Genomic DNA, 24,472 nt, shown 5'->3' on the forward strand with positions numbered 1-24,472 from the left:
TCTCCCGCAGGAGAGGCTGGGGTGAGGGCATCAGGCCGCACGTTTATGCGGGTTCACCGAGGGAGCGGGCTCCGCTCCGGCATCGCATTTCGCGGGCAGCAGCAGGGCCAATATCGATGCCAGCGCCAAAGAGATGGCCAGGCAGTAAACGCCAGCATCTTTGCTGTACAGCGTGATCAGCACACCCACCGCGTAAGGTCCGCAGAAGCCGCCGAGATTGCCCAGTGCGTTAATGACACCGCGCGCGCCGCCTGCCATTTCTGCACTGAACAGGCGTGCCGGAATGGTCCAGAACACGCCCGCTGCCGATTGCAGGAAGAAGCCACAGCCAACCAGTGCGGCATACGCCAGCCAGATGTTTTCTTTCAGAGCAACGGAGAGGAACATGCACAGCGCAAACCCGATCAGCGGCAGGGAAACGAACAGCTTGCGTTTGCCCGTGCGGTCAGAGAGGGAAGAGAACAAGAACATTCCGGCGATGGCGCCGACATACGGCAGCACGGCGAGCATGCCCACCTGACCGATGGTGGAGTGGGTCAGCTCTTTCAGAATGGTCGGCAGCCACAGGGTGTAACCGTAAATCCCGGTCTGATAGAAGAAATTCAACGCGATCAGCTGCCACATGGTTTTGTCAGACAGCACCGCGCTCAGCGAGGCATTTTTGACCTCTTTCCCGGCAATGGCGCGCTGTTCCGCGGCGAGCGTTTCAACGAGGTAATTTTTCTCAGCGTCCGAAATCCATTTCGCTTCCTGCGGCCGGTCGTAGATGGTTTTGGCCCACAGCACCAGCACGACAACCGACAGCAGCCCTTCGATGATGAACAGCCAGCGCCAGTCGAGGGCGGTTATAATCCAGCCGGAAAGCGGCGCGGTGATAATCCCCGCAATCGGCACGAACATGATCACAATGGCGTTGGCGCGACCTCGCTCGGCGTCCGGGAACCAGTTACTGATCATCGTCAACACAACCGGAAGCATCCCGCCTTCCGCCACACCGAGTAAAAAGCGCAGCGCCAGCAGTTGATACTGATTGGTGACAAGACCGGTGAGTACTGAAATGATCGCCCAGGCGACCAGTGACCAGCCGATGAATTTTTTGCCGCTGCCGTGAACGGCAATTTTGCCGCCGGGAACTTGCAGGAACAGATAGCCGATAAAGAATATCCCACCGGCCAGACCTGCCATGGTGGCGGAGATCCCCAGTTCCTCATCCATACCGCCCGGCATGGCGAAAGCGATATTGACGCGATCCATATAAGAAATGATACAGGCGATCAGAATCGGTGGAATTATTCTCAACCAGCGTTGGCGCGGAATATCCGCATGTAGAGCATGAGAAGAAGTGTTCATAATTAATGTCTCGTTAATGTATCTGGATTTGTAACGAAATTATGTTGTTATTATTTTTTGGCTTTATTCAGAGCGCTAATGCCGTCGCGCAAAATAGCGATGCGATGGCTGACGTCAGCATTAGCATTTATTTCCAGTAATTTGATACCGGAGAATTTCAACGTTGCGGCGCGCGCCGCAGTAAAGAGTTCAGCGGCGTGTTCAGTCGTCATTAAACTTTCAGGGCAGAACGACGAAAACGGCGCGTGTAGATCCTGCCAGTCACCGTACTCTCCGGTGGCGGTGGTGCCTGAGAACATCAGGGCGCTAAGCTTGTCTGCTTTCAATGCGGCCTGCACATGTTGAAGAGGAATGTCGGTACTGCGTCCTTCAATGGCGGAGCGAGCCCAGTTGATGCAGACGCTAATGTCCGTTCCGCGCAGCACGTCCAGTACCTGTTCCAGCGGTAAAAAACCCTTGCGCGGAGCGCTGCCGGTCATGGCATCGCAGTGTTCAAGCACCAGATCGCAGGACCAGTCCCAGGCGCTGATTTCATTGATTGAGCGAGCAAATGCCTCGGTAGCCTGCTCAACGGACGCGTTATCTTTTTGCGGTGCGGCCTGCATTTCCAGGGCCATCACTTTGCCCGGAAAGCGGGTGTTGACCGCGTTAATTTTTTCAAGCAGATGACGGTAAAACGCAATGCTTTCCCGACGCTGGTCTTCATCGGCGGACGCCAGGCCAAAGCCCCCGTTGCTGCCGCGTCGGCGCATGGTTTCCATGACCGCAGTGGCAACGATTTTCCAGTCTCCCGGCGTGTGGCGAAACAGCCAGTCGTCGCCGTAAGGATGCAGGTTTTCAAGAATCGGTTGTTCAATGCCGCGAATGTGCGGAGTGTCAGCAAGTTCGCGCCAGAATGTTGCTTCTTGTTGTTCCCCTTGCTGGTGGAACGAAGGTGCGCAGGGGTACGCACCAATAATAAAATCGGTGTTGGTCATTTCGCATTCCTTTATATTTCAGAAACTCAGTTCAGTTCGCTAATTGCCACTTTCACCACAATTTTACGAATATCCGATTCTTTATTTTTATGACACTGCGGGCGATGCACATCCTGTGGGAAAAATATGGCGTAATTACCGGGTATCATTTCAATGAGCGATTCATTTTCCATCTGGTGATAAAAAATAATATCGCGCTGTTCTAATAATGATTCGCTTATTTCGTTATGACCGGTATCGATCGCGACGCCGATTTTCTCTTCGCCCCACGCTAAAAACTGAATATCCAGATAGCGACGGTGTACTTCTGGGCGGTTCTCGTAGTGCGCTTTTGTTTTTAGATCCAGCACCTGCGCAAAGATATTGCGCCCGTCGATTTCCACGACGCCGGGTTCCAGGGTGGTGAAATCAGTGGTGCGTAAAAAATCGAGTGCTTTTTCAATCGCCAGCGGCAGGCGACACGGATTGGGCTGTGAAATGTGTCCGAATATCATGGCGTCACTCCTTACAGCGACTGAATTTTCGCCCATACGCTGTCGTCAATGGTGATGCCATTACGACGGTTCTCTTCCAGCAGACGGGTAAATTCATGGCCTGGCAAACGCACGGCGACGTCTTCATCGGAACGCTCGGCAGTGGTGATGAAGTCCATAATGCGCTGCAGTTTGGCGTCGCGTGTCGCGCCGTCGATAAGCTTGTCGACTTCAATGGCGATAAAGATCTGCGATACGCCGTACTCATCGCTGTTGTCCTGGGTCACTTCAGCAACCGACGAGCCGTTGGAAAGCAGGGTGGCAATCATGTCCAGCACGATGGATAAACCGGAGCCTTTCCAGTAGCCCATCGGCAGAATGCGGCGATTTTTCTCGATAACGCCAGGCTCTTTGGTCAGGTTGCCTTCATCGTCAAAACCACCATCGACCGGCAGTTCGCGCCCTGCAAGGCGGTTCACCTCAAGCATGCCGTAGGAGAACATCGACATCGACATATCCACCATGGTTATCGGATTGGACGGAATGGCGACAATCAGCGGGTTGGTGCCAATCCGACACTCTTTTGCGCCCCACGGTGGCATCACGGCGATGGAGTTGGTCCAGCAAATGCCGATATAGCCTTTCTCCGCCGCCTGCCAACCGTAGCTGCCGCCGCGCATCCAGTGGTTGGCGTTACGCAGTGCCACCAGACCGATACCATGATCGGAGGCCAGTTCGGTTGCGCGATCCATCATCTTTTTGGCCGTCAGATTGCCGATGGAACGCTGTGCATCCCACTGTTCGATCGCGCCCAGCGTCATCATTCGCTTGGGCTGCGCGTCAGGAATAATGTCGCCAGCTTCAAGCTGCTGAATAAAACGGGGGAAGCGATTTACGCCATGCGAGTAAACGCCTGATTCGGTGGTGCGGGCAAACATCTCGGCGCAGGCGTCGGCGGTTTCTGCCTTGATACCGCGATCGACCAGCACGCGATTAAATGCGGCTTTCAACTCTTCAAAGGTCACTTTCATCCCTGTTCTCCTGTTCTCTTTATGGGCGTGTGTGAGTGCTTTTTTATCTCTAAATTTCACTATGCGAAATCTGATTTCAAATATAGCGATCAATTTTTGTCAGATCAACGAGTTTCATGTTTTTCAAAATCCTGTAAAATCAATGCATTGTGTTTTTTCTGTTGAGATCGTGAACTGAACCACACTTTGCGCTACCATCAGGACGCGAAAAACGAGGAACATTTTGATGAGCATGAAAGAGAGCGAAATGACGCAAGAAAAAGAGAGGCCAGCAGGTAGCCAGAGCTTGTTTCGCGGCCTGATGCTGATTGAGATCCTCAGTAACTACCCGAACGGCTGCCCACTCGCGCATTTATCTGAACTTGCAGGGCTAAACAAAAGCACCGTGCATCGTTTGTTGCAGGGCTTGCAGTCTTGCGGCTATGTCACGCCAGCGCCTGCCGCAGGGAGCTATCGCCTGACCACTAAATTTATCGCCGTGGGGCAAAAAGCGCTGTCGTCGCTGAACATCATTCATGTGGCCGCGCCGCACCTGGAGACGCTGAACCTGGTCACCGGCGAAACCGTGAACTTCTCCAGCCGTGAAGACGATCACGCGATTCTGATTTATAAGCTGGAACCCACCACGGGCATGCTGCGCACGCGCGCTTATATCGGCCAGCATATGCCGCTGTACTGTTCGGCGATGGGTAAGATTTACATGGCGTTTGGTCATCAGGATTATGTCGAGAGCTACTGGCAGAGCCACCAGGAGATTATCCAACCGTTGACCCGCAACACGATTACCGAGCTGGGCGCGATGTATGATGAACTGGCAGAAATCCGCGATCGCAGCATGGCGATGGATAAAGAAGAGAACGAACTGGGCGTGTCTTGTATTGCGGTGCCGGTGTTTGATATCCATGGCCGCGTGCCGTATGCCATCTCCATTTCGCTGTCGACGTCGCGCATGAAGCAGGTGGGTGAAAAGAACCTGCTAAAACCGCTACGCGAAACCGCAATCGCCATTTCGCAGGAGCTTGGATTCACCGTACGTACGGAGTAGCGAATGAACCGATTTATCATGGCGGATTCGGCGAAATGCATTGGGTGTCGCACCTGCGAAGTCGCCTGTGTCGTTTCACATCAGGAAGCGCAGGATTGCGCGGCGGTGTCAGCCGTGGCGTTTTCTTCACGTATTCGGGTGGTGAAAGGTGGGTCATACACGACGGCGGTGGCATGTCATCAGTGTGAAGATGCGCCCTGTGCGAACGTCTGCCCGACTCAGGCTATTCGTCGTTATGCTGGCGTATGGCAGGTGGATCAGCCGCGCTGTATCGGCTGTAAAAGCTGTATGATCGCCTGCCCGTTTGGCGCGATGCAGGTCACGCGGGTGGCGGAAAAAACGCAGGCGTTGAAGTGCGATTTGTGCTCGCATCGCGCGGACGGGCCTGCCTGTGTCGCTGCCTGCCCAACCCACGCGTTAAGCTGTGTCGACCCCGCCAGATTACGCGCTGAACGTCTGCGTCATCTGGCGTAAGCCGCTACAAATCGCCTTCGTGCCAGGCGAGTTCAATCTCTTCGGCGAGGATTTTCACGCCTGCTTCGATTTTATCTGGATCCGGCACGTAGTTCATGCGCATGCACTGATGGGTGTGCGGCCAGGGTTTATCCAGCCCCGGGAAGAAGTAATCGCCTGGCACCATCAGCACCCCACGTTTCTTCAGACGCTGGTACAGAAGTTCGGTTGAGATTGGCAAATCCTTAAACCACAGCCACAGGAAAATGGCTCCTTCAGGTTTATGGATCAGGCAGCGTTCTTCAGGCAAATAGCGGCGAATGGTCGCGATCGTTTCATGAACACGCTGATAATAGAACGGTTTAATCACTTCATTGGACAGCCGCAGCAGATCGTTGCGCTTAATCATTTCGCTCATTATCGCCGGGCCAATACCGCCGGGCGCAAGGCTGATAATGCCGTTCATATTGGTAATGGCGGAGATGATTTCTTCATTGGCGATAATGATGCCGCAGCGGGTCCCCGGCAGACCGAGCTTGGAGAGGCTCATGCACAGCACAATGTTTGGGTTCCACAGCGGACGCGCTTCGCTAAAGATAATCCCCGGGAATGGCACGCCGTAAGCGTTATCAATCACTAACGGGATACCGTGCTGATTCGCCAGCACGTCTAATTTCATCAGCTCTTCGTCGGTGATGACATTGCCGGTGGGATTAGTTGGTCGCGAGACGCAAATCATGCCGGTCTCTTCACCGATGTGCAGGTGTTCAAAATCGACGTGATATTTGAACTGTCCTTCCGGCAGCAGCTCGATATTAGGGCGCGCGGAGACGAACAGATCCTCTTCCAGACCCGAATCGGCATAGCCAATGTATTCCGGCGTCAGCGGAAAAAGCACTTTCTTGGTGCTGCCGTCGGCGCGACGTCCTGCGAAGAGGTTAAACAAGTAGAAAAATGCGCTCTGACTGCCGTTTGTTAGTGCAATGTTCTGCGGTTCAATATCCCAACCCAGTTCATCGCGCAGCATGGTGGCGAGCAGAGACAGCAGTTCCGTTTTGCCTTGTGGGCCGTCGTAATTACACAGCGCATCAGTGGCCTTGCCGTTCTGTAGCATCTCTGCCAGCAGGCTCTGGAAGTATTCATTCATTGCCGGGATTTGTGCCGGATTTCCGCCGCCGAGCATGATGGCACCCGGGGTGCGAAGCCCGTCGTTGAGATCCTCCATCAGGCGCGTAATGCCTGAATGGCGGGTAAATTTGTCGCCGAAAAGTGAAAAAGTCATAGCAGGTGATCTATCGTACTTATTCTAAGAGTGCGCCACCATAACGCTACAAATGCGCAGGTGCAAATCGTGAAAGGGGCGCGGGATTATTGGTTAATGTTATTAATTGACGGTTTGATAGAGGATTGTTCTATGGCCGTCTCCTCTTCTTTTTGGACCTTTAGAAGAGGAGACGGAAAAGGTTATTGATTTCCGGCCCAGACGACCATCACCTTATCGCCCTGGTGCTGGCGGACAAAGCCGTAGCCTTGCTTCAGGGATAACGTCGTTTGTGTGCCTTCGCCTATCGCCGGATGACGTGCACGGAACTGACCGAGTGTTTGCCAGTGAGCGACAGTCTGCGCCTGACTGCCAGCGACGTCCTGCCAGTTCATCTCTGAACGTGTGCCTTGCAGCGGATCGGAACCGGTTGGGCCAAACGGACGCTCTGATTCATCGCCGTAATACATTTGCACAGAACCGGGGGCCAGAAGCAGCAGTTCAGCAGCGCGTTGGCCGCCCTCGCGGAACAGACGCGTGTCGTGCGACGAGAGATAGCTCAGCACGTTAAAGCCTTGCAGCTTTTCCGCCATTTGCTGCCAGGTCAGATCAATATCCGCCAGGCAGTCCACCGCTTTTGCCGCCTGTTCCTGATAATCAAAATTGATCATCGCATCGAAGCCGTGGCGGTAATAATCGCTTTGCATGACGCCGTGGCCCCAGGATTCTCCGGTCATCCAGAATGGCGCGTCATCGAGTTTTTTATCCGGGTTGGCCTGTTTCCACGCTTTTAACGCTTCGGTGGTTTGTTCTTTGAGCTGTTGCCACCCGGCGAGCTCAACGTGTTTGGCGGTATCGACGCGAAAACCGTCTATCCCATAGTCGCGTACCCATTGGCTTAACCAGTGGGTCAGATAATCTCGCGGCGTGTAGCCTGCAACCTCTTTGGCATGGGTATCGGGTTTATGGCGATAAAAGTTCGGCAGGCCAGAAGGCGTGGTGGATTCCGTTTTGAGATCGGGTAAAAAGGCCAGCGACATGGTCAGATCGTCAAAACCCGGATTGTCGTAATCGCCAATGTCTGTGCGGATCCATTTCTTGCCCCACCAGTTTTCCCATCCCGCCTTATCGCTGAAATTAATGTAGTCGTTAAAGCTGTGCCAGCTTTGCCCGGCTTTGGGTTTCCAGTCGGTCCAGCGTTCTCCCAGCGTTTTTTTCAGCTCGTCGCCCTGTAAATACAACGCGCCAAACTGGTACTCCTGCATATCCGCGAGCGTGGCGTAGCCGGTATGGTTCATGACAACGTCAAACAGAATACGAATACCGCGCTTGTGTGCTTCGTCGACCAGATGGCGTAAATCATCCTCGTTGCCCATGTTGGCGTCGAGTTTGGTCCAGTCCTGCGTGTAATAGCCGTGATAAGCATAGTGCGGGAAATCGCCTTTCGTGCCACCGCCCACCCAGCCGTGGATCTGCTCCAGCGGCGAGCTTATCCACAACGCATTGACGCCAAGCTGTTGCAGGTAATCAAGCTTGCTGGCCAGTCCTTTTAGGTCGCCGCCGTGGAAAGTGCCGATTTCCTGCATTCCGTCTTTGTGACGGCCATAGCTGTTGTCGTTGGAAGGGTCGCCGTTGACAAAACGGTCCGTCAGCACGAAATAGACCGTGGCGTTTTGCCAGCTGAAAGGCGCGATTTTATCGGTCTCGGCACGTTCAAGCAGCAGCAAACCGTTACTGTTAGCTGCGGGTTGCAGGGTGACTTTCCCTTGCTGTACCGTCGCGGTCTGCTTGCTGTAGTAATCACGTACCACGGAACCTTCCGGGAAAGTATCCGCTACGTCGATGGTGAGGGGCCTGCCATCCCATTTAGGGCACTGGCGAACCACGTTGGTGATGGGTTTGTCCGCTGCGCCCTGAACTGACAGCATCAGCGTCGGCGTACCGGATCGTGTATCAATGCGCATCTGATAATCACCCTCGCGGAACAAACGCCACTGTGGCGGGGTGCTCTCGCAAGGTTTTAGTGACAGCATCTCATTGAGTTTTATGGCATCTGTAGGCTGCCAGCACGCGTTGTCAAAACGGATGGTCAGAGGACGGGTACCCTTTGCGAGCTTTGCATGGCTGGTGAAAATCCCGGTTCCTTCTGCGTTAAACGCGGGGAAGCCAGGAGATGACCAGTCTGCATTTGCCATCGCGGGTAACAGCAGAAGGGCTAAAGCGGAGCGTTTCATTCCATTTTCCTGTCGCGGCAATTTTAACCAGTTTGCCATCTGGTTAAGACGTGGGACTCATCCCCCTGCGCTTTCTGCCAGGAGGAGCTGCGAGGATGAGTGATCCCGCGCAAAATTAGGCCCTTATCTGCGATATCGCACACAAATTTGCGGAAATGATGCTTAAGTGAGCAAGTTTCAGGTGACATAGTTTCGGATTTGGACTATTTCTTTGAGTGCTCTTGAAGGTTATTTTTGCTATGATTTGAGATTCCGCTCTCAATTTTGAGAAAAAATACAGGGTTGGAAAGCTTATTATCCGACCAGGAGACCTAATGATATCGACTCCCATACGACGATTTGGGGCTACGATACTCATGTTGCTCACCGTGACTTTTTCAGGTGAGGTGCTTGCGAAGACGCACACGGATACAACGAGTAAGAAAGCCCACGTCATAAAGACGACGACAACAAGCAGTAAGATTAAGGTTAGCAGTAAACAAGAGTATTCTCGCAATAGTGTAAAGAGTAATTCACTGCCTGATTTGCGAAAATACCCTTCCGGGACACCAAGGAAAAAAGCGTTTCTCCGGACGGTAATGCCTTATATAACCAGCCAAAACTCTGCGATTACCGCGGATCGTAACTGGCTTGTCTCAAAACAGTACGAAAGCCGCTGGTCGCCAACTGAGCGCACGCGTCTGAAAAATATCGCAGCACGTTACAAAGTGAGCTGGAACGGGAACACGCGTCGTGTACCGTGGAACTCGCTGCTGGAGCGCGTAGATATTATCCCAGGCAGCATGGTAGCGACGATGGCCGCTGCAGAGAGTGGTTGGGGGACATCAAAACTGGCCCGCAACAATAACAATCTCTTTGGCATGAAGTGCACCAAGGGCCGTTGTAATAATGCGCCAGGTAAAGTGAAAGGCTATTCGCAGTTTGAATCGGTAAAAGATTCGGTGAACGCCTATGTGGTGAATTTGAACACGCACCCGGCCTATTCTTCATTCCGTAAATCGCGTGCTCAACTGCGTAAAGCGGATCAGGAAGTGACCGCGAGTACGATGATTCATAAGCTTAAAGGTTATTCCACGCAGGGACAGAGCTATAACAATTATCTGTTTGCGATGTACCAGGATAACCAGCGCCTCATTGCCGCACATATGTAATTCCAAAAAAATGCCTTCCAGTGTGGAAGGCATTTTTCTTAACTAAACCAGCACCTCGCTGTACCGCTCCCGATACTCTTTTGGCGTGGTGTCATATTCCTTTTTAAACACCGAATAGAAATACTGCAATGACGGATATCCGCACATTTGCGAGATTTCATTAATCGACAGCGACGTTGAGACAAGCAGGCTGCGCGCTTTTTCAAGTTTCTCTGCGTGAATCACCGCATGGATGGTTTCCCCAACTTCCTCTTTAAAGCGCTTTTCCAGGTTGGAGCGTGAAATCCCCACTGCGTCCAGCACCTGCTCAACCTTTATCCCTTTGCATGCATGGTTACGGATGTAGTGCATCGCCTGTATCACTGCCGGGTCGTTTAATGATCGATAATCCGTTGAGCGACGCTCGACCACGCGTACGGGCGGCACGAGCAAGCGCTGAAGCGGCAGGGTTTCGTTATCCAGCAGTCTATGGAGTAACTTGGCTGCCTGATAGCCCATCTGACGTGTACCCTGCGCGACTGACGACAATGCCACCCGCGATAAATAGCGCGTGAGTTCTTCGTTATCGATACCAATCACGCACAGCTTTTCAGGAACCGGGATATGCAAATGGTCGCATACCTGGAGGACATGCCGTGCGCGCGCATCGGTGACCGCGATGATGCCGGTTTGCGGCGGCAACGTTTGCAGCCAGTCTGCCAGGCGGTTTTGCGCATGCTGCCAGTTCTCGGGTGCCGTCTCCAGTCCTTGATAGACCACCCCGCGATACTTCTCCTGCGCCACTATCTGACTAAATGCGTATTCACGCTCCATTGCCCAGCCCTTACCGCTGGACGCGGGCAGGCCGTAAAAGGCAAAACGATCTACACCTTTTTCCTTGAGATGCAAAAAGGCGCTTTCAACCAGCGCGTGGTTATCGGTCGCGATATAGTGCACCGGAGGATATTTTTCGGGGGAATGAAAAGAGCCGCCGACGCCCACAATAGGGACGTCAACGTCGACCAGCATCTCCTGGATAACAGGATCGTCATAGTCTGCGATAACACCATCACCCAGCCAGTCTTTGATGGTGTCGATGCTGGCACGGAAATCCTCTTCAATGAAGATGTCCCATTCGGATTGCGACGCCTGCAAATACTCGCCAACACCCTCCACGACCTGGCGGTCATAGGCTTTGTTGGCATTGAATAACAACGTAATGCGGTGACGCTTTTCAAACATGTCTCATCATTCCCAAATAAATGGTTCTAGGCCCGTCGCTTGGTCGCGGAATCCATCCACACTGCCAGCAACAGGATTGCGCCCTTAACGATATACTGCCAGAACGTCGGGACGTCCATCATACTCATTCCGTTGTCCAGAGAAGCCATAATAAATGCGCCCATCACTGCGCCCGCTACGCTACCAATACCCCCAGCGAGACTGGTGCCGCCAATGACACAGGCAGCAATAGCATCCAGTTCGGCGATGTTCCCAGCCGACGGAGAGCCTGCGCCCAATCGTGAGCTCAGAATCAACCCTGCAATGGCAACCATCAGGCCGTTAATCGCGAACACCGCAAGCTTGGTGCGTTCGACGTTAATGCCTGACAGCCTTGCTGCTTCGATATTTCCACCAATGGCGTAAATACGTCGGCCAAAGGCGGTACGGGTGGCCATAAACATGCCTGCGAGCAGTAGCAGCGTAAGGATCAGTACGGGAGTGGGAACGCCACGGTAGTCATTGAGAAGCCAGATAGCCCCCAGTACGATCACTGCGGTTAATGCCTGACGTCCGATAACGGACGTTGAAGCTGGAGCCGTGAGACCCATTGCCTGACGGCGCATCCGCCCCCGCCACTGCCAGCCTACAAACGCCATCAGGCCGATCGCACCGAGAGTGAAGCCAAGCCCATCGGAGAGGTAGCTTTGACCAATTTGCGACATCGACGCGCTTGTTGGGGAAACGGTCGTGCCGTTGGTGATACCAATGAGAATGCCGCGAAATGCCAGCATCCCAGCCAGCGTGACAATGAAAGAAGGCACTTTGCGATAGGCGACCCACCAACCGTTCCAGGTGCCCAGTAGCAGGCCGAGTACCAGCGTAACCGCAATGGTCAGCGGTAAAGGCCAGCCCAGCCAGACATCGAAGATTGCCGCAACACCACCTAATAGGCCCATCATCGAGCCGACCGACAGGTCGATTTCCGCAGAGATAATCACGAAGACCATCCCGACAGCCAGAATACCGGTGATAGCGGTCTGACGTAGCAGGTTAGAGATGTTACGTGCGCTCAGATAAGAGCCGTCGGTCATCCAGGTGAAGAACAGCATAATCGCGATAATCGCGGCGATCATGACGAAAACTTGTAGATTTAAGGCCTTTAGCCCCGAGAACGCGCCGGGCGCGGGGACGGCGACTTTGAGCTCAGACGGGTTGCTTTTCGACATGGCGTTCGCTCCTTAATGCGGCTTCCATTACCTGTTCCTGCGTCAGGTTTTGGTTAATCAGATTGGCTTTGAGCTTACCTTCGTGCATGACCAGCACGCGGTCGCTCAGGCCGAGCACTTCAGGCAGTTCAGACGAGATCACGATAACGGCGATCCCCTGCTGAACCAGCTGGTTGATGAGCTTGTAGATTTCGTATTTCGCGCCAATATCGATTCCGCGCGTCGGTTCATCCAGAATCAACATCCGGGGATTAAGCAGCAGGCAGCGCGCCAGAATGGCTTTTTGTTGATTACCGCCGCTCAGACGACCAATCGCCAGGTCGGGGGACGATGTTTTGACTTTAAGTCGGGACAAAGACTGAAGAATGCATTGCTGTTCTGCGGCGTCATCCAGGCTGCTCAGCGTGCCTGAAAACTGATCAAGCGCTGCCAGGGTGATGTTTTTGCCCACCGCCATGACCGGCACGATTCCGTCCTTTTTGCGATCCTCCGGCACCATGGCGATGCCGTGGGCAATCGCCTGCTGACAGCTGTTTATCTGCACCTGTTGGCCGTCGATAAAAATTTTCCCTTCCCAGCGCCCGGGCCAGACGCCAAACAGACACTGTACGGCCTCAGTTCGCCCTGCACCCACCAGCCCAGCGATACCGAGAATTTCACCGCGATGCAGCGAAAAAGAAACGTCGTTAGCGCGTTTAATATGACGATTGACCGGATGCCATGCGGTCAGGTTTTCGACGCGGAGAATTTCGGCTCCGGTGGTGTGCGGTTCGTTTGGATACAGCGCCGTGAGCTCACGGCCTACCATCATGGTGATGATGTCATCTTCACTCATGCCCGTAGCGGCGCGTGTACCAATATGCTGTCCATCACGAATGACACAGATGGTGTCCGAAATGGCTTTCACTTCATTGAGTTTGTGCGAGATGTAAATGCAGGCAATGCCGTGGTTTTGCAGATCGCGGATGATATTGAGCAGTACCGCGGTTTCTTGTTCAGTGAGGGAGGCGGTGGGTTCGTCGAGTATCAGCAGACGCACCTGTTTGTTGAGCGCCTTGGCGATTTCGACCAGTTGCTGCTGCCCAAGCCCCAGATCCCCGACTCGCGTATTGGGCGAAATGGCCAGGCTCACCTGCGCGAGCAGTTTTTCACTGCGCAGCGTCATGGTGTCGTAGTCCAGCACGCCGTGACGTGAAATCTCCGCCCCGAGGAAAATATTCTCCAGAACGGTCAGATGTTTCACCAACGCCAGTTCCTGATGAATAATGGCGATGCCTTTACGTTCCGTATCGCGAATATGGGCTGCCTGCAACGTTTCTCCTGCAAATACAATTTCGCCTTCATAGCTACCGTGTGGATAAATTCCGCACAGAACTTTCATTAGCGTGGATTTGCCAGAGCCATTTTCACCGCACAGGGAGACGATTTCGCCCGGATTCAACCTCAGGCTAACGTTGTCGACGGCTTTCACTGCGCCAAAGGCTTTGGTGATACTTTTCATTTCAAGTAAATAAGGCATAACTGCTCCATATGACCCGAAGGTAGAACCGTACAAGTCTCCGAGCCCCCGCAGAGCAGGGGCGGCGTTGGATTACAGCTCGCTCTTTTTATGGAAGCCGTCTTTGATGATGGTGGCGTCGATGTTTTCTTTGTTGACCTCGATTGGGGTCAACAGGCGTGCAGGCACATCTTTCAGGCCGTTGTTGAGTGAAGAATCTGCTTTAGGTTGCTGACCGTTACCCAGTTCAACGGCGATTTCTGCCGCCGTGTTGGCGAGTTCGGTGATCGGTTTGTAGACCGTCATCGTCTGGGTCCCGTTGAGAATACGTTTTACGCCTGCCAGGTCGGCATCTTGCCCTGAAATGGCGACTTTCCCTGCCAGACCTTGTGCGCTCAGTGCCTGAATAGCGCCGCCTGCGGTGGCGTCGTTGGAGGCGACAACGGCATCAATTTTGTTATTGTTGGCGGTGAGCGCATTTTCCATGATCTTTAATGCATTTTCTGGCAGCCAGCCATCGGCCCACTGATCGCCAACGACTTTAATTTTGCCCTCGTCGATATAGGGTTTGAGCACTTTCATTTGGCCTGCGCGGAACAATTTGGCGTTGTTATCGACCGGTGAGCCGCCCATCAGGAAATAATTCCCCTGAGGCACTTTGTCGACCAGACTTTGCGCCTGAATTTCACCGACTTTTTCATTGTCGAACGAAATATAAAAATCAATATCAGCATTATTTATCATGCGATCGTAAGCCAAAATCTTAATGCCTTCTTGTTTGGCTTCTTTTACCACATTACTTAACACCTGACCGTTGTAAGGAATAATAACCAGTACATCAACGCCACGGTTAATCATATTTTCAATTTGCGACATTTGCGTTTCTTCATTGCCATTCGCAGATTGAACAAACACTTTTGCACCGAGAGACTCTGCTTTCTTCACAAAAATATCGCGATCTTTTTGCCAGCGTTCAAGGCGGAGATCGTCAATAGCCATCCCGATTTTGACTTCTTTTGCATGCCCCACAATGCTTGTTAGCAGTAGCGAAGCGCAGAGAGTAAGGCACAGGTTTTTTATCGTCATAATTATATTACCTTTTTCTGTAGGGTGGTGATACTGAGGTAAAAGAATCATTCACTGCCAGATACGCAGCAAATTCTTAACGTGGAATGGAAAACTAGCAATTACAGATTTTTATCTTCTCATTATGATATTTGGTTTATTTGCGAATTTATGACCGTGATCTGATTTTAAAATGCGTAACTTATTAATTACACTCGATTCTGGAATAAGCGCTGAAGATTCGTTTGTTTGAGCATTAATTTTGCGAGCCAGCGCACGTTTGTGCATTCTCTTAATGCCAGTGTGAAATAACGTAATTGAGCAACTTGAAATGTGTATTCACTATTACTCCATTATCGATGACTCGCCGCACCTCTTGATTATGGAGTTCAATATGCAAGCTTATTTTGACCAACTCGACCGTGTTCGCTACGAAGGCCCGAAATCCACCAATCCTTTAGCATTTCGTCACTACAATCCGGATGAGCTGGTATTAGGTAAGCGTATGGAAGATCACCTGCGTTTTGCCGCCTGCTACTGGCACACTTTCTGCTGGAATGGCGCGGATATGTTCGGTGTCGGTTCGTTTGACCGTCCATGGCAGCAGCCGGGTGATGCGCTGGAGCTGGCTAAGCGCAAAGCTGACGTCGCGTTTGAATTCTTCCACAAGCTGAACGTACCGTATTACTGCTTCCACGATGTTGATGTGTCCCCGGAAGGCGCGTCGCTGAAAGAGTATCTGAGCAATTTTGCACAGATGGTGGATTATCTTGGCGAAAAACAGCAGCAAAGCGGCGTCAAGCTGCTGTGGGGTACTGCAAACTGCTTCACGAATCCGCGTTACGGTGCGGGTGCGGCGACGAATCCGGATCCGGAAGTGTTCAGTTGGGCAGCCACTCAGGTGGTCACGGCAATGGATGCCACGCATCAGTTGGGCGGCGAAAACTACGTGCTGTGGGGCGGTCGTGAAGGTTATGAAACCCTGCTCAATACCGACCTGCGTCAGGAACGTGAGCAAATTGGTCGCTTCATGCAGATGGTGGTCGAGCACAAACATAAAATCGGCTTCCGTGGCACGTTGCTCATTGAGCCAAAACCGCAGGAACCGACTAAGCATCAGTATGACTACGACGTGGCAACCGTGTATGGCTTCCTGAAGCAGTTTGGTCTGGAAAAAGAGATCAAAGTAAATATCGAAGCGAACCACGCCACGCTGGCAGGGCACACTTTCCATCATGAAATTGCTTCTGCCATTGCGCTGGGCATCTTTGGTTCGGTCGATGCAAACCGTGGCGATCCGCAGCTGGGTTGGGATACCGACCAGTTCCCAATCAGCGTCGAAGAGAATGCACTGGTGATGTATGAAATCATCAAAGCGGGTGGCTTTACTACGGGTGGCCTGAATTTTGACGCCAAAGTACGCCGCCAGAGCACCGACAAATACGATCTGTTCTACGGTCACATTGGTGCAATGGACACCATGGCGCTGGCGCTGAAAGTTGCGGCGCGCATGATCGAAGACGGTGAGTTAGACAAGCGTGTAGCGAAGCGTTATTCCGGCTGGAACAGTGAGCTGGGTCAGCAAATCTTAAAAGGCCAGTTATCGCTTGCTGAGATAGCGAAGTACGCTGAACAGCATAGCCTGGCGCCGAGCCACCAGAGCGGTCATCAGGAGCTGCTGGAGAACCTGGTTAATCATTATCTTTTCGACAAGTAATGCGTAGCTGAAGACGTTAGTCGGCCCGGTAAGCATAGCGCCACCGGGCATTTCTTTTTAAGGAGTCATCGCAATGTATATCGGGATTGATCTTGGCACATCGGGTGTGAAAGCCATCCTGTTAAGCGAAAAGGGCGAGGTACTGGCGACGCAAACTGAAAAGCTGCACGTCTCGCGCCCACACCCGTTATGGTCAGAGCAAGACCCCGAACAGTGGTGGCAAGCGACGGATCGCGCGTTAGTCGCCTTAGGCGAGCAGCATAGTCTGCAAGACGTTAAAGCATTAGGCATTGCCGGGCAAATGCACGGCGCGACGCTGCTGGATAGCGCCCATCGTGTTCTGCGTCCTGCCATTTTATGGAATGACGGTCGCTGCGCTGAAGAGTGTGCGATCCTGGAAGAGCGTGTGCCAACGTCACGCGAGATAACCGGCAATTTGATGATGCCAGGTTTTACCGCGCCAAAACTGCTGTGGGTGCAGCGTCATGAGCCTGAGATTTTCCGCCAGGTTGATAAAGTATTACTGCCAAAAGATTATCTGCGTTTTCGCATGACGGGCGTTTTCGCCAGCGATATGTCGGACGCGGCGGGCACCATGTGGCTTGACGTTGCGAAACGTGACTGGAGCGAGGCGATGCTCGATGCCTGTCAGCTCACGCGTGACCATATGCCTGCCCTTTTCGAAGGCAGCGAAATCACCGGTACGCTACAGTCATCGATAGCCGTGCGTTGGAATTTACCCGTGGTGCCGGTGGTGGCTGGTGGCGGCGATAACGCAGCAGGTGCCGTGGGTGTTGGCATGATGGATGCGGGTCAGGCGATGCTTTCGCTGGGCACATCGGGCGTCTATTTCGCCGTGAGTGACGGTTATCGCAGCAATCCGGAAAGCGCCGTGCACAGTTTCTGCCACGCGCTGCCGGGAAAATGGCATCTGATGTCGGTCATGCTCAGTGCGGCGTCATGCCTGGACTGGGCGGCAAAGCTGACCGGTCTTGAAGATGTCCCGGCGCTGATCGCCGCGGCACAACAGGCTGATGAAAATGCCGGTACGGTGTGGTTCCTGCCTTACCTTTCCGGTGAGCGTACCCCCCACAATAACCCGCAGGCTAAAGGCGTATTCTTTGGCTTAACCCATCAGCATGGCCCGGCAGAACTGGCGCGCGCGGTGCTGGAAGGCGTGGGCTATGCGCTAGCTGACGGCATGGATGTGGTAAACGATTGTGGGTTGAAACCGACCAGCATTACGCTTATCGGTGGCGGCGCGCGGAGTCGCTACTGGCGGCAAATGTTAGCGGATATCAGCGGATTCCAGCTGGATTACCGTACCGGTGGTGACGTGGGGCCAGCTTTGGGCGCGGCCCGTCTGGCGCAGATTGCCGTAAATCCCGACAAACCCTTGTCTCAACTGCTGCCGCAATTGAGGCTGGAGCAGGAGCATCGTCCAGACGCCGCGCGCCATGCGCGTTACGCTGAACGACGGGAAGTGTTCCGCAAAATCTATCAGCAACTTCTACCATTAATGTCGTAATCGCAGGTTGTCCTTAAGCGACGTTAGGATGTCCTTTTTTGGTATTCTCATCAGTTCCACTCCTCGTCAGTATAGGGTTACACCCACCGGCGAGGAGTCTCACCATGTCACGTACCGCATTACTTAATATCGACACCCAGCAGTCCTTTCATCATCGCGAATACTGGCAGGAAAAAGGCTTTCCGGAGTTCCAGCAGGCGCTTCTTGGGCTTATCGAAGGCTGTGAATCGCGTGGGGTTCCGGTTGTTGATATCTTTCATGTAGACGAGAGTGGGCCATTCTCTTTGCAAAGTGGCTCTGTCACACCGATGTCCTTTTTGCGTCATCAGCCTGCGGTAATTTTCCAGAAACATGTTCATAATGCCTTTACCGATACTGGGCTCGATCGCTGGCTGCGCGAGCGCGATATTAATCGTCTTATTATTAGCGGTCTTCGTACGGAACAATGCTGTGAAACTACCGCGCGAGTGGCGTCGGATTTGGGCTATGCCGTTATCTTTGTGAGTGAAGCCACGCTGACCTTCCCAATGACGCATAAGGGCATTACGCTCGATACCGATGACCTGCGCCATCGTACCGAAACGGTGCTGGACGGGCGTTTTGCTGATATTAAAACCGTTGCGGAGACGCTGGAGTCGCTCTGATGAGTATTGACGTCTGGTTTGTGATGTTGCCTGGGGTGCTGTCGCTGGATATGACCGGCCCTGCCGAAACGTTTGTGCTGGCAGGCGATGCCTTTCGCCTGCATTACATCGGCCCAGAGGTTGAGGTCCCCACATCCATTGGCCTGACGATGAGCGGTATTACGCCGCTACCAGCGAGCCTGCCAGAAGGCAGCCTGTTGGTCCTGCCGGGCGTCACTGACTCGACATATCAATTTTCGACGCCTCAGGCGCTGAGCATTCAGCACTGGCTGATGCGATTGCAGCCTGAGATCCAGCGTCAGGCGATTACCGTGATGTGCGTCTGTTCCGGTGCGCTACTGGCCGCCAAATCTGGCCTGTTGACGGGAAAGCAATGCACTACCCACCATGATGTCATCGCGCGTTTGCGCGCCGCTGCGCCGGGGGCGTTGATCAAAGAGAATCGAATTTTCGTGCAGGATAAAAATATCTGGACCAGCGCCGGGATCACCTCGGGTATCGACCTGGCACTGCACATGATTAACCGTCTGTGCGGCGCCGAAAAGGCGCTGGCGGTGGCGCGGGAAATGGTGGTCTGGTTCCGGCGATCGGGCGACGATCCACAGCTTTCGCCGTGGCTGCGCTATCGCAACCATCTGCATCCGGCAATACATCGTGCGCAAGACGCGCTAACGGCAGAGCCGCAAAAAGGCTGGCAGCTGGTGGATATCGCGGCGCTGGCGCACGTGAGTCCGCGCCATTTAACCCGGCTTTTCCATGAACATTTAGGCATTAGCGTGCGCGATTACCTGGAGCAGCTCCGGCTGGCGATCGCCCAGCAATGGTTGCTACAGGGGCGTGGCGTTGAGCAGGCGGCCATCGCCGCTGGATTTTCGTCACCGCGTCAGTTTCATCGCGCTAAACAGCGTATCGTTAACTAACCAATCGGCGCGTATCGATTCGCTGCAATAGCATCGATAGCAGCAGGCTTATCAAAAGCGTGGCGGAGAATATCCACAGGATATCGAGCAGCGGCCAGCTTTTGAACTCAACGCCTCGGGTGCGCAGAGCGTGGATCACCAACGCGTGAAAACCATAAATCCCCAGCGAGTGCTTCGAAATTAACCCCAGCACGGGCAGAGGGCGCGCGTTGAGCGTGTTTTTCACCAGCGTGAGCAGGGAGACGGCACAGATAAAGACCATCGGGCCACAGTACAAATACCAGGTATCGGCAAAGTTTCCGCGCCAGCGCAGCTCGTGCAGCGTTCCGCGTGAAATAATAAACACCGCGACGATAAATAGCGCGGCGCAAAGCCACGTCAGCCGTGGCTTGCTCGTATCCATCATCCCGATGGCGCGACCCAGCAGGCCATAAATCACGTAGTAAAACGTATCGCCGTTGATATAAAGATTAATCGGCAGCCATTCAAAGCCGCCAATTTTCTGTGAGACAGTATTAGGATTGGCAAGCAGGCCAATAACCACCATCAGCGCCAGCAGCATCTTGCCGCCGACGTTTTTGACCTGAATAAGCGGTGAAACCAGGTAAATAACGATAATGGCGAAGAAAAACCACAGGTGATAGAAAACCGGTTTTTGTAGTAAGTTCTTAAGCGACAGCTCTGCGTTGATGGAGGTGAACAAAGTGATATAAAGCAGCGCTATGGCGCTGTAAAACAGCAGGCACAGCGCGATACGCACAAAATGACGCGGCTGGGCGCTGCGTTCGCCAAAGAACAAAAAACCGGAAATCATGAAGAAGAGTGGAACGCTGACGCGTGAAGCAGAGTTAAGGATATTGGCGATATCCCAGTTGAGCGGACTGATGCTGTGCGCATTGGTGATATACCAGGTGGTGGTATGAATCATCACTACCATCAAGCAGGCAATCCCTCGCAAGTTGTCTATCCAGTTAATTTTTGACTGCATCACTTCCTCTGTTCCATCCTAAAAACGGTCTGACCATGAATCTTCTTAGGCCTCTCACTGGATAAATCTGATTGTCGTGTTCCAGACTTGTGAAGCGGGGGAGAGGTTCGCAGAATGCCGGACCATGATCTATAAAAGCATTGATATTAAAAATAACAGCCCTGAAGAAAGGCGGTAATAAAAATGATGATGAAGCGTGTTGTATCACTCATTGTGGTCGTATTGCTTGCGGGATGCAGTTCACCCGATGACGGCCCGGTTCAAAAAGCGCAAAAAAGCAAAGTGAGCCCGGAGCGGTCGTTAAATATGGAACAGCTTTGTAAGGATCAGGCTGCGCATCGTTATAATACCGGAACTCAAAAAATTGACGTGACCGGTTTTGAACAGTTTCAGGGAAGCTATGAGCTGCGTGGATATACTGCGCGTAAAGAGAGCTTTGTCTGTTCTTTTGACCCGGAAGGGCAGTTTTTACATCTCTCTATGCGCTAACGCCTCTGTGATCACGCTGGCCAGCCCGCGTGCCGCACTGGCGGAACGCCTTATTTCCCAATTTTCCCTAAACAACCCCGTTTCGTACTGTATATCTTGCAGTCAGCGGGTATACTGATCGCTTCCATTCAAAACACACGTATCCAGCACGAAAAACTATGCAAAAGTTTGATACCAAGACCTTCCAGGGCCTGATCCTGACTTTACAGGATTACTGGGCTCGTCAGGGCTGCACCATCGTTCAACCTTTGGACATGGAAGTGGGCGCCGGCACTTCACACCCGATGACCAGCTTGCGTGCGTTGGGGCCAGAACCGATGGCAACAGCCTATGTGCAGCCATCCCGCCGTCCGACCGATGGTCGTTATGGCGAAAACCCAAACCGCTTACAGCACTATTATCAGTTCCAGGTGGTGATTAAACCCTCACCGGACAATATTCAGGAACTGTACCTCGGTTCACTGAAAGAGCTGGGCGTGGATCCCACCATTCATGATATTCGTTTTGTGGAAGATAACTGGGAAAACCCAACGCTGGGTGCCTGGGGTCTGGGCTGGGAAGTGTGGCTAAACGGCATGGAAGTGACGCAGTTCACTTACTTCCAGCAGGTGGGTGGTCTGGAATGTAAGCCGATCACCGGTGAAATCACCTACGGTCTGGAACGTCTGGCAATGTACATTCAGGGCGTAGACAGCGTTTACGACCTGGTCTGGAGCGACGGCCCGCTGGGTAAAACCACTTACGGCGACGTGTTCCATCAGAACGAAGTGGAGCAATCCACCTATAACTTCGAATACGCGGATGTGGACTTCCTGTTCACCTGCTTCGAGCAGTACGAGAAAGAAGCACAGCAGCTGCTGGCGCTGGAGACTCCACTGCCGCTGCCAGCCTACGAGCGCATTCTGAAGGCCGCCCATAGCTTTAACCTGCTTGATGCCCGTAAAGCCATCTCCGTGACTGAACGTCAGCGTTATATTTTGCGTATTCGCACGCTGACCAAAGCCGTTGCAGAAGCTTACTACGCGTCCCGTGAAGCCCTTGGCTTCCCGATGTGCAACCGAAATAAATAAGAGGCGGCCATGTCTGATAAAACTTTCCTGGTGGAAATCGGCACTGAAGAGCTGCCACCAAAAGCCCTGCGCAGCCTGGCGGAATCCTTTGCTGCGAACGTGACGGCTGAGCTGGATAACGCTGGCCTGATGCACGGTAATATTGAATGGTTTGCTGCACCGCGCCGTCTGGCGTTGAAAGTGGCAAATTTGGCCGCTTCTCAGGCCGATCGCGAAGTTGAAAAGCGCGGCCCGGCGATTTCTCAGGCGTTTGACGCCGAGGGGAAACCGAGCAAAGCAGCAGAAGGCTGGGCGCGTGGTTGCGGTATCACCGTTGACCAGGCCGAGCGTCTGACCACCGATAAAGGTGAATGGCTGCTGTATCGTGCGCATGTCAAAGGCGAAAGCGCAGAAGCGCTGCTGCCGAACATGATTGCGACGTCTCTGGCAAAGCTGCCGATCCCAAAACTGATGCGCTGGGGCGCGTCTGACGTGCACTTTGTGCGCCCGGTTCATACTGTCACCCTGCTACTGGGTGATGCGGTTATCCCGGCGACCATTTTGGGCATCAAATCCGATCGCGTGATCCGCGGCCACCGCTTTATGGGCGAGCCTGAGTTCACCATCGACAATGCCGATCAGTATCCGCAAATCCTGCTGGAGCGCGGTAAAGTCATTGCTGATTACGAACTGCGTAAAGCTAAAATCAAAGCGGATGCTGAAGAAGCGGCGCGCAAAATCGGTGGTAACGCCGATCTGAGCGAAAGCCTGCTGGAAGAAGTGACCTCGCTGGTGGAATGGCCTGTCGTCCTGACCGCAAAGTTCGAAGAGAAATTCCTCGCCGTTCCGGCTGAAGCGCTGGTTTACACCATGAAGGGTGACCAGAAGTACTTCCCGGTCTACGCGACTGACGGCAAACTGCTGCCGAACTTTATCTTCGTGGCCAATATCGAATCCAAAGATCCGATTCAGATTATCTCCGGTAACGAGAAAGTGGTTCGTCCACGTCTGGCGGACGCTGAGTTCTTCTTCAATACCGATCGCAAAAAACGTCTGGAAGATCATCTGCCGCGTCTGCAAACCGTGCTGTTCCAGCAGCAACTGGGCACGTTGCGCGACAAGACCGACCGTATTGCTGAGCTGTCCGGTTGGATTGCCCGTGAAATCGGTGCGGATGTGAATCATGCGACCCGTGCAGGCCTGCTGTCCAAGTGCGACCTGATGACCAACATGGTGTTTGAGTTTACCGACACCCAGGGCGTGATGGGCATGCACTACGCGCGTCACGACGGCGAAGCAGAAGATGTGGCCGTTGCGCTGAACGAGCAGTATCAGCCGCGCTTTGCGGGTGATGACCTGCCGTCAAATCCTGTTGCTTGTGCCGTAGCGATTGCCGACAAAATGGACACCCTCGCGGGTATCTTCGGTATCGGTCAGCATCCTAAAGGTGACAAAGATCCGTTTGCGCTGCGTCGTGCCGCACTGGGCGTGCTGCGCATCATCGTTGAGAAGAACCTCAACCTGGATCTGCAAACCTTGACCGAAGAAGCGGTGCGTCTGTACGGCGACAAGCTGACCAACGCGAAGGTGGTGGATGACGTTATCGACTTTATGCTGGGTCGCTTCCGCGCCTGGTATCAAGACGAAGGTTACACCGTCGATACCATTCAGGCGGTACTGGCGCGTCGTCCGACCCGTCCAGCAGATTTCGATGCACGTATGAAGGCGGTTTCGCACTTCCGTACCCTGGAAGCAGCATCTGCGCTGGCTGCGGCCAACAAACGTGTGTCCAACATTCTGGCGAAGTCTGAAGAGACGCTGAACGAGCGTGTGAACGCCGCGACGTTGAAAGAGCCAGAAGAAATCGCGTTGGCGCTGCAGGTGGTTGTGATGCGTGACAAGCTGGAGCCGCTGTTTAAGGACGGTCGCTATCAGGAAGCGCTGGTTGAACTGGCCGAGCTGCGTGAAGTGATTGATGCCTTCTTCGAGAAAGTGATGGTGAACGTCGAGGATAAAGACCTGCGTATCAACCGTCTCTCTATGCTCGAAAAACTGCGCGAGCTGTTCCTGCGCGTGGCGGATATTTCGCTGTTGCAGTAACGGTGACTTTCAGGTGCTATAAAACCCGCTTCGGCGGGTTTTTTTATAGCGACATGATGAAAATTTAACC

Annotated in this window: 21 protein-coding genes; 10 read left to right on the forward strand and 11 right to left on the reverse strand. The window is 53.3% G+C overall.

Features of this window, described 5'->3' with window-relative positions; translation table 11 throughout:
- Positions 1 to 30: 30 nt before the first annotated feature.
- From AC6EMZ_RS21545 to yiaK, 4 genes are read right to left on the reverse strand one after another with little or no spacing between them, the layout of a single operon-like run.
- A complete protein-coding gene (locus AC6EMZ_RS21545) occupies positions 31 to 1,350 on the reverse strand; it encodes an MFS transporter (RefSeq protein ID WP_498404883.1) in 1,320 nt (439 codons plus the stop codon).
- 50 nt (positions 1,351 to 1,400) lie between these two features.
- Positions 1,401 to 2,327 carry a DUF4862 family protein gene (locus AC6EMZ_RS21550; RefSeq protein ID WP_498404884.1) on the reverse strand — a complete coding sequence of 309 codons (927 nt, stop codon included), beginning with the start codon at positions 2,325 to 2,327 and terminating at the stop codon, positions 1,401 to 1,403.
- A 26-nt stretch (positions 2,328 to 2,353) separates the two neighbouring features.
- Positions 2,354 to 2,821 carry a YhcH/YjgK/YiaL family protein gene (locus AC6EMZ_RS21555; RefSeq protein ID WP_498404885.1) on the reverse strand — a complete coding sequence of 156 codons (468 nt, stop codon included), beginning with the start codon at positions 2,819 to 2,821 and terminating at the stop codon, positions 2,354 to 2,356.
- Between the two features lie 11 nt (positions 2,822 to 2,832).
- Positions 2,833 to 3,831, reverse strand: coding sequence for a 3-dehydro-L-gulonate 2-dehydrogenase (yiaK, locus tag AC6EMZ_RS21560; RefSeq protein WP_498404886.1), 999 nt, complete (start codon positions 3,829 to 3,831; stop codon positions 2,833 to 2,835).
- 226 nt (positions 3,832 to 4,057) lie between these two features.
- On the opposite strand from yiaK, the gene yiaJ reads away from it, so the two are divergent.
- Together yiaJ and AC6EMZ_RS21570 are read left to right on the forward strand one after the other, a co-directional pair.
- A complete protein-coding gene (gene yiaJ, locus AC6EMZ_RS21565; protein WP_498404887.1) occupies positions 4,058 to 4,876 on the forward strand; it encodes an IclR family transcriptional regulator YiaJ in 819 nt (272 codons plus the stop codon).
- 3 nt (positions 4,877 to 4,879) lie between these two features.
- Complete coding sequence (locus AC6EMZ_RS21570; RefSeq protein ID WP_498404888.1) at positions 4,880 to 5,350, forward strand: 4Fe-4S binding protein; 471 nt, start codon at positions 4,880 to 4,882, stop codon at positions 5,348 to 5,350.
- A gap of 4 nt (positions 5,351 to 5,354) precedes the next feature.
- Here the strand turns inward: AC6EMZ_RS21570 and avtA are convergent, their stop codons facing one another.
- Positions 5,355 to 6,611 carry a valine--pyruvate transaminase gene (gene avtA, locus AC6EMZ_RS21575; protein WP_498404889.1) on the reverse strand — a complete coding sequence of 419 codons (1,257 nt, stop codon included), beginning with the start codon at positions 6,609 to 6,611 and terminating at the stop codon, positions 5,355 to 5,357.
- 182 nt (positions 6,612 to 6,793) lie between these two features.
- Complete coding sequence (locus AC6EMZ_RS21580; RefSeq protein ID WP_498404890.1) at positions 6,794 to 8,824, reverse strand: alpha-amylase; 2,031 nt, start codon at positions 8,822 to 8,824, stop codon at positions 6,794 to 6,796.
- A 314-nt stretch (positions 8,825 to 9,138) separates the two neighbouring features.
- Between AC6EMZ_RS21580 and AC6EMZ_RS21585 the strand changes: the two genes are divergently transcribed.
- Positions 9,139 to 9,975: a protein bax gene (locus AC6EMZ_RS21585; RefSeq protein ID WP_498404891.1), complete on the forward strand. Its 837-nt coding sequence runs from the start codon at positions 9,139 to 9,141 to the stop codon at positions 9,973 to 9,975.
- A 42-nt stretch (positions 9,976 to 10,017) separates the two neighbouring features.
- On the opposite strand, the gene xylR is transcribed toward AC6EMZ_RS21585, so the two are convergent.
- The 4 genes from xylR to xylF all read right to left on the reverse strand — a co-directional run bounded on the left by xylR (position 10,018) and on the right by xylF (position 14,988).
- Positions 10,018 to 11,196: a D-xylose utilization transcriptional activator XylR gene (gene xylR, locus AC6EMZ_RS21590; protein WP_498404892.1), complete on the reverse strand. Its 1,179-nt coding sequence runs from the start codon at positions 11,194 to 11,196 to the stop codon at positions 10,018 to 10,020.
- Positions 11,197 to 11,222: 26 nt separating this feature from the next.
- Positions 11,223 to 12,404, reverse strand: coding sequence for a xylose ABC transporter permease XylH (gene xylH, locus AC6EMZ_RS21595; RefSeq protein WP_498404893.1), 1,182 nt, complete (start codon positions 12,402 to 12,404; stop codon positions 11,223 to 11,225).
- Positions 12,382 to 13,923, reverse strand: a complete 1,542-nt coding sequence (locus tag AC6EMZ_RS21600) for a xylose ABC transporter ATP-binding protein (protein WP_498404894.1) — start codon at positions 13,921 to 13,923, stop codon at positions 12,382 to 12,384. The genes xylH and AC6EMZ_RS21600 overlap by 23 nt, the downstream gene beginning before the upstream one ends.
- Before the next feature lie 72 nt (positions 13,924 to 13,995).
- Complete coding sequence (gene xylF / locus AC6EMZ_RS21605; RefSeq protein WP_498404895.1) at positions 13,996 to 14,988, reverse strand: D-xylose ABC transporter substrate-binding protein; 993 nt, start codon at positions 14,986 to 14,988, stop codon at positions 13,996 to 13,998.
- A 373-nt stretch (positions 14,989 to 15,361) separates the two neighbouring features.
- Here xylF and xylA point away from each other — a divergent pair, with 373 nt between their 5' ends.
- The 4 genes from xylA (at position 15,362) to AC6EMZ_RS21625 (ending at position 19,776) form a co-directional block, all read left to right on the forward strand.
- Positions 15,362 to 16,684 carry a xylose isomerase gene (gene xylA, locus AC6EMZ_RS21610; protein WP_498404896.1) on the forward strand — a complete coding sequence of 441 codons (1,323 nt, stop codon included), beginning with the start codon at positions 15,362 to 15,364 and terminating at the stop codon, positions 16,682 to 16,684.
- Positions 16,685 to 16,757: 73 nt separating this feature from the next.
- Positions 16,758 to 18,212, forward strand: a complete 1,455-nt coding sequence (gene xylB / locus AC6EMZ_RS21615; protein ID WP_498404897.1) for a xylulokinase — start codon at positions 16,758 to 16,760, stop codon at positions 18,210 to 18,212.
- A 104-nt stretch (positions 18,213 to 18,316) separates the two neighbouring features.
- The gene (locus tag AC6EMZ_RS21620) at positions 18,317 to 18,856 is read left to right on the forward strand and encodes an isochorismatase family protein (RefSeq protein ID WP_498404898.1); all 540 of its coding nucleotides are present in this window, start codon (positions 18,317 to 18,319) and stop codon (positions 18,854 to 18,856) included.
- Complete coding sequence (locus tag AC6EMZ_RS21625) at positions 18,856 to 19,776, forward strand: GlxA family transcriptional regulator (protein WP_498404899.1); 921 nt, start codon at positions 18,856 to 18,858, stop codon at positions 19,774 to 19,776. The genes AC6EMZ_RS21620 and AC6EMZ_RS21625 overlap by 1 nt, the downstream gene beginning before the upstream one ends.
- On the opposite strand, the gene AC6EMZ_RS21630 is transcribed toward AC6EMZ_RS21625, so the two are convergent.
- Entirely contained in the window at positions 19,769 to 20,764 is a 996-nt protein-coding gene (locus AC6EMZ_RS21630) for an acyltransferase (protein WP_498404900.1), read from the reverse strand. The two genes, AC6EMZ_RS21625 and AC6EMZ_RS21630, sit on opposite strands and share 8 nt — an antisense overlap.
- 183 nt (positions 20,765 to 20,947) lie before the next feature.
- On the opposite strand from AC6EMZ_RS21630, the gene AC6EMZ_RS21635 reads away from it, so the two are divergent.
- From AC6EMZ_RS21635 to glyS, 3 genes are all read left to right on the forward strand, one after another.
- Positions 20,948 to 21,253, forward strand: coding sequence for a YsaB family lipoprotein (locus tag AC6EMZ_RS21635; RefSeq protein ID WP_498404901.1), 306 nt, complete (start codon positions 20,948 to 20,950; stop codon positions 21,251 to 21,253).
- A gap of 158 nt (positions 21,254 to 21,411) precedes the next feature.
- Positions 21,412 to 22,323, forward strand: coding sequence for a glycine--tRNA ligase subunit alpha (glyQ, locus tag AC6EMZ_RS21640; RefSeq protein ID WP_011915428.1), 912 nt, complete (start codon positions 21,412 to 21,414; stop codon positions 22,321 to 22,323).
- Between the two features lie 9 nt (positions 22,324 to 22,332).
- The gene (glyS, locus tag AC6EMZ_RS21645) at positions 22,333 to 24,402 is read left to right on the forward strand and encodes a glycine--tRNA ligase subunit beta (protein WP_498404902.1); all 2,070 of its coding nucleotides are present in this window, start codon (positions 22,333 to 22,335) and stop codon (positions 24,400 to 24,402) included.
- Positions 24,403 to 24,472: the final 70 nt, after the last annotated feature.

The sequence above is a fragment of the Enterobacter sp. SCRI0065 genome, from assembly GCF_059766475.1.

Coding starts and splice junctions, on each gene's coding strand:
- AC6EMZ_RS21550 (WP_498404884.1), bottom strand. CDS start 2,327: ATGACCAACACCGATTTTATTATTGGTGCGTACCCCTGCGCACCTTCG.
- AC6EMZ_RS21625 (WP_498404899.1), top strand. CDS start 18,856: ATGAGTATTGACGTCTGGTTTGTGATGTTGCCTGGGGTGCTGTCGCTG.
- avtA (WP_498404889.1), bottom strand. CDS start 6,611: ATGACTTTTTCACTTTTCGGCGACAAATTTACCCGCCATTCAGGCATT.
- AC6EMZ_RS21620 (WP_498404898.1), top strand. CDS start 18,317: ATGTCACGTACCGCATTACTTAATATCGACACCCAGCAGTCCTTTCAT.
- xylR (WP_498404892.1), bottom strand. CDS start 11,196: ATGTTTGAAAAGCGTCACCGCATTACGTTGTTATTCAATGCCAACAAA.
- AC6EMZ_RS21585 (WP_498404891.1), top strand. CDS start 9,139: ATGATATCGACTCCCATACGACGATTTGGGGCTACGATACTCATGTTG.
- AC6EMZ_RS21545 (WP_498404883.1), bottom strand. CDS start 1,350: ATGAACACTTCTTCTCATGCTCTACATGCGGATATTCCGCGCCAACGC.
- AC6EMZ_RS21635 (WP_498404901.1), top strand. CDS start 20,948: ATGATGATGAAGCGTGTTGTATCACTCATTGTGGTCGTATTGCTTGCG.
- AC6EMZ_RS21630 (WP_498404900.1), bottom strand. CDS start 20,764: ATGCAGTCAAAAATTAACTGGATAGACAACTTGCGAGGGATTGCCTGC.
- AC6EMZ_RS21570 (WP_498404888.1), top strand. CDS start 4,880: ATGAACCGATTTATCATGGCGGATTCGGCGAAATGCATTGGGTGTCGC.
- yiaK (WP_498404886.1), bottom strand. CDS start 3,831: ATGAAAGTGACCTTTGAAGAGTTGAAAGCCGCATTTAATCGCGTGCTG.
- xylA (WP_498404896.1), top strand. CDS start 15,362: ATGCAAGCTTATTTTGACCAACTCGACCGTGTTCGCTACGAAGGCCCG.
- xylH (WP_498404893.1), bottom strand. CDS start 12,404: ATGTCGAAAAGCAACCCGTCTGAGCTCAAAGTCGCCGTCCCCGCGCCC.
- xylB (WP_498404897.1), top strand. CDS start 16,758: ATGTATATCGGGATTGATCTTGGCACATCGGGTGTGAAAGCCATCCTG.
- glyS (WP_498404902.1), top strand. CDS start 22,333: ATGTCTGATAAAACTTTCCTGGTGGAAATCGGCACTGAAGAGCTGCCA.
- AC6EMZ_RS21555 (WP_498404885.1), bottom strand. CDS start 2,821: ATGATATTCGGACACATTTCACAGCCCAATCCGTGTCGCCTGCCGCTG.
- AC6EMZ_RS21580 (WP_498404890.1), bottom strand. CDS start 8,824: ATGAAACGCTCCGCTTTAGCCCTTCTGCTGTTACCCGCGATGGCAAAT.
- yiaJ (WP_498404887.1), top strand. CDS start 4,058: ATGAGCATGAAAGAGAGCGAAATGACGCAAGAAAAAGAGAGGCCAGCA.
- xylF (WP_498404895.1), bottom strand. CDS start 14,988: ATGACGATAAAAAACCTGTGCCTTACTCTCTGCGCTTCGCTACTGCTA.
- glyQ (WP_011915428.1), top strand. CDS start 21,412: ATGCAAAAGTTTGATACCAAGACCTTCCAGGGCCTGATCCTGACTTTA.
- AC6EMZ_RS21600 (WP_498404894.1), bottom strand. CDS start 13,923: ATGCCTTATTTACTTGAAATGAAAAGTATCACCAAAGCCTTTGGCGCA.